The following is an 8,506-nucleotide window of genomic DNA, read 5'->3' as shown; positions in this document are numbered from 1 at the left end:
TTTTCACTTTTTGAACCGCTTCACCGATTTGATAGCCCACGCTCATGTAAAATCCGTCATCTTCAGCCCTTGATAATGAAGCCATGAGAGAAAGAGAGAGTAAGAGGGATTTTTTGATTTTCATGTTTTCTCCTTTTAATAGATTTTTCTTTGATACAAAGAAACTTCATGTTATAAGCAATAAATGGAATTTTATGGCTAATTTTAGCTTAAATTTTAGAGATTTTGTTTTTTTTTTTTTTGTAAATTGCGAAAAATAGGGGTTTTGGCCTAACTTTTAAGGCTTAAAAACCGCCCTTAAAAGAAAGACCAATCAGTCTTCTTTCAAGCTATAAGCGATAGGGATTTTTAGATGCACGGTTTCTTCTGGTTTAGGGAATAGATGCGCCGCGCTTTTAATGGCCTCTAAAGCCGCATGGTTTAAAATATCTGTCGTGTTGCTTTTGACGACTTTAATGTCCGTAACGCTCCCATCAGGATTGATCACAAAGCTCACCAACACTTCGCCCTCAATGCCCCTAATCTGCGCCATTTTAGGGTAGCGGTTTTTAGAAGAAATAGCGGTTTGGATCTTCATTAAAAATTCGTTGCTCACCCCTGGGTTATAAGCTTGAGCTTCAGAAGTCGCGCCCTCAGAGGTTTTGTTGGATTCTTCTTGCTTGTCTTTTTCTTTGACTACATCTTTAGTCGTTACTTGTTTAGGAGCGCTTTTTTCTTTAGCTTCCTCTTTAGCTTCTTCTTTTTTGGGTTCTTCTTTAGGCTCTTCTTTTTTAACCTCTTCAACTTTAGGCTCAGGTTTTGGCTCAGGCTTAGGTTCGGGTTTTGGCTTAGGCTCGGGTTTGGGTTTGGGTTCAGGCTTAGGTTTTGGTTTTGGCTTGGGTTTTGGCTTAGGTTTAGGCTTTGTAACCTCTTTTTTGGGTTCTTCTTTCTTGGGTTTTTCTTTAGGCTCTTCTTTGGGTTTAGCCGACTCGGCATTGGTCTTTGTATTGGAATTAGTATTAATGCTGGCTAAACTCATGGTAACCTTAGTGGTCCCAGCTTGCGCTAAAGGCTCTGGGGCGTCTTCGTGCAGTAAAAAATAGCCAAACCCTATAGCGTATAGGGCAAAAGAGATTAAAAAGCTAACACTCGTTGAAACTTTACTGAGCTTGCGTGGAGATGGAGAAATTTTCATGATTATGCTCTTTTAAAATATCCATAATGCTGATAAAAGTTTCAAAACGAGAGCTTTTGTCGCTTTTTAAGTCTATAAGGGTTTTAGGGTCTGTTTGTTTGACTACAGCGCTCAAAGCTTCTAAATTCGTCGGTTTGTCATCTACGAAAATATTGTCATGCTCATCTACGGAGATGACCACTACTTTTTGATCGTTTGGCTGGGATTTTTCCGCATTTTTAGCGTTAGGGAGACTGACTTTAATCTTACCTTGCGCGATAAAAGTAGAAATACTCAACACAATCGCTAGTAAAACGAGCATAATATCAATGAAAGGGACAACATTCAGCCCATCGCCTCTTCTGATGCTTTTCATTTTTTCATGATCCTGAATTTTTCACTCAAAACATCGGATTTTCTCAACAAGCTATTATAAGCGATCAAAGTGGGGATCGCCACAGCAAGCCCTAAAGCGGTCGCTTTTAAAGCCAAAGACAAACCTACCATGATCGTTTTAGCGTCCATCCCGCCACTCACGCCCATGTCATAGAAAATCACCATGATCCCTAAAACCGTCCCTAATAAGCCCACATAAGGCGCGTTAGAATAAATCACATAGAGAATGGTTAGATTCTTGGTTAAATCCAAATTTAGGGTGTCTATATCATCATAAGCCTTCAAATTGACTTTGGAATAAAAAATAATCCTTTCAATCACAAACCACAAAGCTAAAAAACTCGCCACGCCAAGCACCGCAAAAACAAACACATCCACATAATCTTTCAACATTGCCATTGAAAAACCGCCCATAAAAACTCCTTATTTACGATAAAATAATCCCCTTAAGATTAAAGCAACATGCAACACAGCCACACTAAAGAGCATGCGCTCTCATAAGAAGCATTCGTTCGCATAAATGCTCCAAAATGATAAAAGAACATTTGGTTGTTGATTATATTGTTTTAATAATAACAAGTCAATAATAATTTAAGCTAGTAATTACAATCAAATTCAAACGCTATAAATAGTGTCTTATGACCAACCATTTAAATCCAGTTTGTATTATAATTGTTCATTTTAAATTAATTCAATCATACTAGCATGACGGCTTTTAACGAACTCATGCCAAAAAAGGATTTTTCTCAAATGGATACACCCAATAAAGACGATTCAATCGTCCGCTTTTCGGTTTCTTTACAACAAAATTTATTAGACGAATTAGACAACCGCATCATTAAAAACGGCTATTCTTCTCGCTCAGAATTAGTGCGCGACATGATCAGAGAAAAATTAGTAGAAGACAATTGGGCAGAAGATAACCCTAATGATGGGAGTAAAATCGCCGTGCTTGTGGTGATTTATGATCACCACCAAAGGGAATTAAACCAGCGCATGATAGACATTCAGCATGCCAGCGGGACGCATGTTTTATGCACCACGCACATTCACATGGATGCACATAATTGTTTAGAGACGATTATTTTACAAGGCAATTCGTTTGAAATCCAACGCTTGCAATTAGAAATCGGGGGGCTTAGGGGGGTTAAATTCGCTAAATTGACTAAGGCGTCTAGCTTTGAACACAATGAATAGCGTCTTAAAATGCGAAGAATTAGCGCTCTATGGAGGGAGTTTTGACCCCTTACACAAGGCTCATTTAGCCATTATTGATCAAACTTTAGAATTATTGCCATTTGCTAAGCTCATTGTCTTGCCCGCTTATCAAAACCCTTTCAAAAAGCCATGTTTTTTGGACGCAAAAACCCGTTTTAAGGAATTAGAAAGAGCTTTAAAGGGAATGCCTAGGGTGCTATTGAGCGATTTTGAAATCAAGCAAGAAAGGGCTGTGCCTACGATAGAAAGCGTGATTTTTTTTCAAAAACTCTACCGCCCTAAAACGCTTTATTTAGTCATAGGAGCGGATTGCTTAAGGCATCTTTCTTCTTGGACTAACGCTAAAGAGCTTTTAAAAAGGGTGGAATTAGTGGTTTTTGAAAGGATTGGCTATGAAGAAATCCAATTTAAGGGGCGTTATTTCCCTTTAAAAGGCATTGACGCACCGATTTCTTCTAGCGCGATTAGAGCTAGTTTAGGGGTTTAGGCGTGTTTTTTAATGTGGCGATACGCCTCTTGAATGATCGCAAAACGTTTGGCATAAAGAGCCTTTTTTTCTTTCAGATCGCACAAATCAGGGTGGTAGGTTTTAGCCAATTCCAAATAGCGCTTTTTGACTTCGCTGAAATTTTCATGCTTGATAAACCCTAGCGTTTTATAGCATTCTTTTAATTTGCGCTCAGCCAAGGTGGTGTAGCTGTCCTTGCCAAAGCCGTTAGGATAGATGAAATCTAAGCATGCGTTATGGACGATTTTGTTTTCATGGAGCGTTACAATGAGTTCCCAAAAACGCTCTGAATCGCCTCTTATATGCAATTCATCTTGGGTTTCTAAAAACACATAGCCGCTGAATTTTTGGCGTAAAAACCGCTTGGCGATAGGGTGCTTGGTGATAAAAAGCGCGTATTCTGCCCCAAAGGTTAAAACTTTCACTTCTATTTTTTCTAAAAGTGTGTTTTGAGCTATGATTTTGATGCGTATGGGCAGGTGGCTTTTTTGTAAAACCTCTTCTAAAGAATGCGCGCTAATATCTTTCTCATGCGTGCATTCAAGGGCATGATAGACCCAATTAAGCAAGTAGTTTTTTTTAAAGCATTCCGTGTCGTTTAAGATGAGTAACGATGAAGAGAGCATGTGGCACTGGCTGAAATGTTTTTTAGCGTAGTTCAAAACTTTTTTCAATAAAGGGTGGCTGTTAGGGAGCGCGATTTGCGTGAATTTGGCTAACAATTCAATTTTGGCCATTGCCCTTATTTTCTCCATGCGTTTTGATGCGATTTTTAAAAATCTTTAGGTATTTTAGCATGCCAATGGTTAAAAAAAAGGTGGTTATGAGTGTTTTTTGCGCTAGACTACGAGCCATAACTCATTTAATGAAAGATTAAAAATGAAAATAGCGGTATTACTCAGTGGGGGGGTGGATAGCTCTTATAGCGCTTATAGCTTAAAAGAGCAAGGGCATGAATTAGTGGGGATTTATTTAAAACTCCATGCAAGTGAAAAAAAACATGATTTATACATTAAAAACGCTCAAAAAGCGTGTGAGTTTTTAGGCATTCCTTTAGAGGTGTTGGATTTTCAAAAGGATTTTAAAAGCGCGGTTTATGATGAATTTATCAGCGCTTATGAAGAAGGGCAAACCCCTAACCCATGTGCGTTGTGCAACCCTTTAATGAAGTTTGGGCTAGCTTTGGATCACGCTTTAAAATTAGGGTGTGAAAAGATCGCTACCGGGCATTATGCGAGAGTCAAAGAAATTGACAAGGTAAGTTATATTCAAGAGGCTTTGGATAAAACTAAAGATCAGAGCTATTTTTTATACGCTTTAGAGCATGAAGTTATCGCTAAATTGGTGTTCCCTTTAGGGGATTTGTTAAAAAAGGATATTAAGCCTTTAGCCTTGAATGCGATGCCTTTTTTAGGCACTTTAGAGACTTATAAGGAATCTCAAGAAATTTGCTTTGTGGAAAAAAGCTATATTGACACTTTAAAAAAGCATGTTGAAGTGGAAAAAGAGGGCGTGGTGAAAAACCTACAAGGCGAAGTCATTGGCACGCATAAAGGCTATATGCAATACACGATTGGCAAACGCAAAGGCTTTAACGTTAAAGGCGCGCTAGAGCCGCATTTTGTGGTGGGGATTGACGCTAAAAAGAACGAGTTGGTTGTGGGCAAAAAAGAAGATCTCGCTACGCATTCGCTTAAGGCTAAAAACAAATCTTTAATGAAAGATTTTCAAAATGGCGAATATTTCATCAAGGCTCGTTACAGGAGTGTGCCTGCTAAAGCGTTTGTGAGTTTGAGAGACGAGGTGATTGAAGTGGAATTTAAAGAGCCTTTTTATGGCGTGGCTAAAGGGCAAGCCTTGGTCGTTTATCAAGATGACATCTTGCTGGGTGGGGGCGTGATTGTTTAAAAACTAAAGAACTAAGAGATACGCCTTTTGGCAGTCTCTTAATGTTTTATTGAATAGGCGTTATTATTGTTGTTTAAATTGTGGCAACCTAGTGGTCAAATAATCAATATGTTCTTTTAGATCCTCTCTAATATGATTTCCCATAGGATCAAGAGTGAAGATGATACCTTCAACTCGAGCAAGTTTTGAAGCAGGGACAAAATCGCTATCACCAGAAATTAAAACGATTTTTTGCACTAATTTTTTCAACGCTAAAGTGGCTATATCAAGTCCTATCTTTATATCAACGCCTTTTTGCTTTGCGTGATAGATAAAATCATCATTTTGAAATTCCTCTATACTTATTCTCCTGTTAAAAAGTTTCTTTTCTTTTTCTTGGTCACGAATGACCCATCTGGCATTTTTCTCATCAAGATACCCCAACCTTAACGCCAAGCAAGGTTTGGAAATTAAGTGTTCGTGTAACTCTTCCCTTTCTTTATAGGTTGGGCTTTTGGATAGATCTAGAGCTTTTTGAGTGTATGGATAATGAGCCTTTTTCTTTAATGGCTTGCAATCGTAAAAAAATATGCGGTATAGTTCTTCATCATTCTTTTTATTGATATGCTTTAGGCAATAAGTATGAGTATGGTGTGCTAATTTTTCTGGGTTAAGATCTTCATACTTGTCACCAGACTGCTTTTTAAGATGAGATTTGTAGCATCTTATAAAAAAGTCTCCATCCACAAGTATAGCTACTTTTTTTGACATTCTTAAATCCTAAGTAATATAAGGAAAGCTCCGCTCCTTTCAACATGTCAGTGTTGAAAAAAGGAACGGATAAAAATATCTAGGGTTCGCACTTGTATTCTATAGGTTCACAAGGGTCGTGGGATCTCCTAATAAAAGAGAACCTTCCTAGAAGTTATGCTCTTATTTTACTCTAATTGTTTTTGCTTGTCAAATATTGTCCTACTCTCGCTTAAAATTTTCAAAGCTAGGGAATCCATGCGGATCTAAGCGGATGTTTTTAATAAGAGCTTTTTCATTGCTCAAATCACCGCTCAAATTGAAGGGCTTTTTAGTTGGTTGTTTGGCTAAAAGGGCTAAAACTCGGGCGTTTAACGCCATGGTTTCATTTAAAAACGCCATTTGCTTATTTAATTCGCTTAAAAATTCTATATTCAAGGTTTTTAAAGTATGCTCGTAATTGGCTAAGATTAGCGCATGCTTTTCTTTGTTGTTTTTAGCGTTTTTTAATTCTTTGTCTCGCTCTATTAGGGCGTTTTGGTAGCGTTGGCGCAATTGGTTAGCGCATGATTTGAGATTTTCTTTATCGCATAAAAAATGCGTTTTTAAAGTTTCTAGGCGTTTTTCTAAGGGTAAAAAGGTTTTTAGGGCGTCTTCTTTGGCTTGGATTTGGCTTTGAATCTTGTTTTTAAATTTTTTCAAACGCATGGCTTTATAGGCTTGAAAATCATGGTTTATGAGGGCGTTGTATTCTAAAGTTTTGTTATGGGATTGTTGGTTATGGGCTTGGTTTTCTAAAACTTGATCGCATAAGGCGTTTAAAGCGCTCATCAAATCCAATTGGGAGAGCAAATGGGCGAGTTTAGGCTCTTTGAGCAAGAAAAGGGCGTTGTTTTTTTCTTGAACTTCTAAAGCGTTTGAAGCCTCTTCTAAATTCTTAACACCGCTCAAATAAGGGCAATGCTCTTGTAAAAAAAGCGTTTGGGATTCTTTGATTAAGCGTTCTTGTTCCATGCTCTCTTTTAAGCGTTTTTCTAAAGCTTGTAATTTTTCTAATTCCAAAGCGCTTTGTTTCAATAACGCATCAGTGTCCATAAGGCGGATCTGGCTGGCGTTAAAAAAACGCCTCTGGCTAGTTAGGGTGCTGTTAGCCTTTTTAATTTCTTTAAGTTGATCCTGGTTGTTGGAAAGCACGCTTTGATAGATTCTTAAACTTTCATTGAGTTTATAGAGCATGTCAGAAAGCTGTTCGTTAGAGCGTGAGAGTTTGGCGTTAGTTTGAGAATCAAAAGTCATCATTATCTGCGCGTTTGAAAAGGTTAGAAAAAATAAGAAAAGGCAAAAAAATCTCATGGGGTTATCTTTATTACTATAGTTTCATCGTGTTATTTTATCTAAGTTTTGGCATGCGCTAAAACACGCAAAATTATCGCTTTTAAGATAAAATAAGCGTTTTGATGCCATTTTTGGAGCGATCGTGGAATTGAGTTATTATGAAATTTTAGAAGTGGAAAAACACAGCAACCAAGAGACCATTAAAAAGTCTTACAGAAAGCTGGCTTTAAAATACCACCCGGACAGAAACGCCGGCGATAAAGAAGCCGAAGAAAAGTTCAAGCTCATCAATGAAGCCTATGGGGTGTTAAGCGATGAAAAGAAACGGGCCTTATACGATAGGTATGGTAAAAAAGGCTTAAACCAAGCCGGCGCGAGCCAGAGCGATTTTTCTGATTTTTTTGAAGATTTAGGCTCGTTTTTTGAAGACGCTTTTGGGTTTGGCGCTAGGGGGAGTAAAAGGCAAAAAAGCTCTATCGCACCGGATTATTTGCAAACCATTGAATTGAGTTTTAAAGAAGCGGTTTTTGGCTGTAAAAAAACCATTAAAGCCCAATACCAAAGTGTCTGTGAAAGTTGCGATGGCACGGGTGCTAAAGATAAAGCCCTAGAGGCTTGCAAGCAGTGCAATGGGCAGGGGCAGGTGTTTATGCGTCAAGGTTTTATGAGTTTTGCGCAAACTTGTGGGGCGTGTCAAGGCAAGGGTAAGATCATTAAAACCCCATGCCAAGCGTGTAAGGGTAAAACCTACATTCTTAAAGATGAAGAAATTGATGCGATAATCCCTGAGGGCATTGATGATCAAAACCGCATGGTGCTTAAAAATAAGGGCAATGAATACGAGAAGGGAAAAAGAGGGGATTTGTATTTAGAGGTGCGAGTCAAAGAAGATGAGCATTTCAAGCGCGAGGGCTGTGATTTGTTCATTGAAGCGCCGGTGTTTTTCACCACTATCGCTTTAGGGCATACGATTAAAGTGCCGTCTTTAAGAGGAGGCGAATTGGAATTAAAAATCCCTAGAAACGCCAAAGACAGGCAAACTTTTGCGTTTAGAAACGAGGGCGTGAAGCACCCCGAAAGCTCTTATAGGGGGAGTTTGATCGTGGTGTTGCAAGTGATTTATCCTAAAAGCTTGAATAAAGAGCAGCAAGGGTTATTGGAAAAATTGCATGCGAGTTTTGGCTATGAGGGCGAACCGCATAAAAGCGTTTTAGAAACCTGTATTTCTAAAATTAAAGACTGGTTCAAATAAAAGGTTG

General features: G+C 38.4%; 10 protein-coding genes. 4 read left to right on the top strand and 6 right to left on the bottom strand.

Annotation, left to right across the window (positions count from 1 at the left end; genetic code table 11):
• Positions 1–313 precede the first annotated feature (313 nt).
• Genes CXY28_RS02755 through exbB form a run of 3 tightly spaced genes read right to left on the bottom strand, consistent with a single transcriptional unit; the run spans position 314 to position 1,963 of the window.
• Positions 314–1,174 carry an energy transducer TonB family protein gene (locus CXY28_RS02755; protein ID WP_100979381.1) on the bottom strand — a complete coding sequence of 287 codons (861 nt, stop codon included), beginning with the start codon at positions 1,172–1,174 and terminating at the stop codon, positions 314–316.
• Positions 1,140–1,529, bottom strand: coding sequence for a TonB system transport protein ExbD (gene exbD, locus CXY28_RS02750; RefSeq protein WP_000836356.1), 390 nt, complete (start codon positions 1,527–1,529; stop codon positions 1,140–1,142). The genes CXY28_RS02755 and exbD overlap by 35 nt, the downstream gene beginning before the upstream one ends.
• Complete coding sequence (gene exbB, locus CXY28_RS02745) at positions 1,526–1,963, bottom strand: TonB-system energizer ExbB (protein WP_100979380.1); 438 nt, start codon at positions 1,961–1,963, stop codon at positions 1,526–1,528. The genes exbD and exbB overlap by 4 nt, the downstream gene beginning before the upstream one ends.
• A 336-nt stretch (positions 1,964–2,299) precedes the next feature.
• On the opposite strand from exbB, the gene nikR reads away from it, so the two are divergent.
• Together nikR and nadD are read left to right on the top strand one after the other, a co-directional pair.
• Positions 2,300–2,746: a nickel-responsive transcriptional regulator NikR gene (nikR, locus tag CXY28_RS02740; RefSeq protein WP_100979379.1), complete on the top strand. Its 447-nt coding sequence runs from the start codon at positions 2,300–2,302 to the stop codon at positions 2,744–2,746.
• Positions 2,739–3,254: a nicotinate (nicotinamide) nucleotide adenylyltransferase gene (gene nadD / locus CXY28_RS02735; RefSeq protein WP_198542592.1), complete on the top strand. Its 516-nt coding sequence runs from the start codon at positions 2,739–2,741 to the stop codon at positions 3,252–3,254. Before nikR ends, nadD begins: the two co-directional genes overlap by 8 nt.
• Here nadD and CXY28_RS02730 read toward each other — a convergent pair.
• Positions 3,251–4,012, bottom strand: coding sequence for a J domain-containing protein (locus tag CXY28_RS02730; protein ID WP_100979377.1), 762 nt, complete (start codon positions 4,010–4,012; stop codon positions 3,251–3,253). The two genes, nadD and CXY28_RS02730, sit on opposite strands and share 4 nt — an antisense overlap.
• A 142-nt stretch (positions 4,013–4,154) precedes the next feature.
• Here CXY28_RS02730 and mnmA point away from each other — a divergent pair, with 142 nt between their 5' ends.
• The gene (gene mnmA / locus CXY28_RS02725) at positions 4,155–5,183 is read left to right on the top strand and encodes a tRNA 2-thiouridine(34) synthase MnmA (protein WP_100979376.1); all 1,029 of its coding nucleotides are present in this window, start codon (positions 4,155–4,157) and stop codon (positions 5,181–5,183) included.
• Positions 5,184–5,246: 63 nt separating this feature from the next.
• Here mnmA and CXY28_RS02720 read toward each other — a convergent pair whose 3' ends face one another.
• Together CXY28_RS02720 and CXY28_RS02715 are read right to left on the bottom strand one after the other, a co-directional pair.
• Positions 5,247–5,933, bottom strand: a complete 687-nt coding sequence (locus CXY28_RS02720; RefSeq protein ID WP_100979375.1) for an NYN domain-containing protein — start codon at positions 5,931–5,933, stop codon at positions 5,247–5,249.
• Positions 5,934–6,134: 201 nt separating this feature from the next.
• Positions 6,135–7,265 carry a hypothetical protein gene (locus CXY28_RS02715; protein ID WP_100979374.1) on the bottom strand — a complete coding sequence of 377 codons (1,131 nt, stop codon included), beginning with the start codon at positions 7,263–7,265 and terminating at the stop codon, positions 6,135–6,137.
• Between the two features lie 124 nt (positions 7,266–7,389).
• Here CXY28_RS02715 and dnaJ point away from each other — a divergent pair, with 124 nt between their 5' ends.
• A complete protein-coding gene (gene dnaJ, locus CXY28_RS02710) occupies positions 7,390–8,499 on the top strand; it encodes a molecular chaperone DnaJ (protein ID WP_100979373.1) in 1,110 nt (369 codons plus the stop codon).
• The last annotated feature ends 7 nt before the right edge of the window (positions 8,500–8,506 follow it).

Source organism: Helicobacter pylori, from assembly GCF_002832345.1.
Lineage (GTDB): Bacteria > Campylobacterota > Campylobacteria > Campylobacterales > Helicobacteraceae > Helicobacter > Helicobacter pylori_CP.
Note: the sequence above shows the minus strand (reverse complement) of the source record. Positions and strands in the feature narration are given on the sequence as shown.

Excerpts from the sequence above, each read along its gene's own strand:
- CXY28_RS02755 (WP_100979381.1), bottom strand. The coding sequence starts at position 1,174 with ATGAAAATTTCTCCATCTCCACGCAAGCTCAGTAAAGTTTCAACGAGT.
- exbD (WP_000836356.1), bottom strand. The coding sequence starts at position 1,529 with ATGAAAAGCATCAGAAGAGGCGATGGGCTGAATGTTGTCCCTTTCATT.
- exbB (WP_100979380.1), bottom strand. The coding sequence starts at position 1,963 with ATGGGCGGTTTTTCAATGGCAATGTTGAAAGATTATGTGGATGTGTTT.
- nikR (WP_100979379.1), top strand. The coding sequence starts at position 2,300 with ATGGATACACCCAATAAAGACGATTCAATCGTCCGCTTTTCGGTTTCT.
- nadD (WP_198542592.1), top strand. The coding sequence starts at position 2,739 with ATGAATAGCGTCTTAAAATGCGAAGAATTAGCGCTCTATGGAGGGAGT.
- CXY28_RS02730 (WP_100979377.1), bottom strand. The coding sequence starts at position 4,012 with ATGGCCAAAATTGAATTGTTAGCCAAATTCACGCAAATCGCGCTCCCT.
- mnmA (WP_100979376.1), top strand. The coding sequence starts at position 4,155 with ATGAAAATAGCGGTATTACTCAGTGGGGGGGTGGATAGCTCTTATAGC.
- CXY28_RS02720 (WP_100979375.1), bottom strand. The coding sequence starts at position 5,933 with ATGTCAAAAAAAGTAGCTATACTTGTGGATGGAGACTTTTTTATAAGA.
- CXY28_RS02715 (WP_100979374.1), bottom strand. The coding sequence starts at position 7,265 with ATGAGATTTTTTTGCCTTTTCTTATTTTTTCTAACCTTTTCAAACGCG.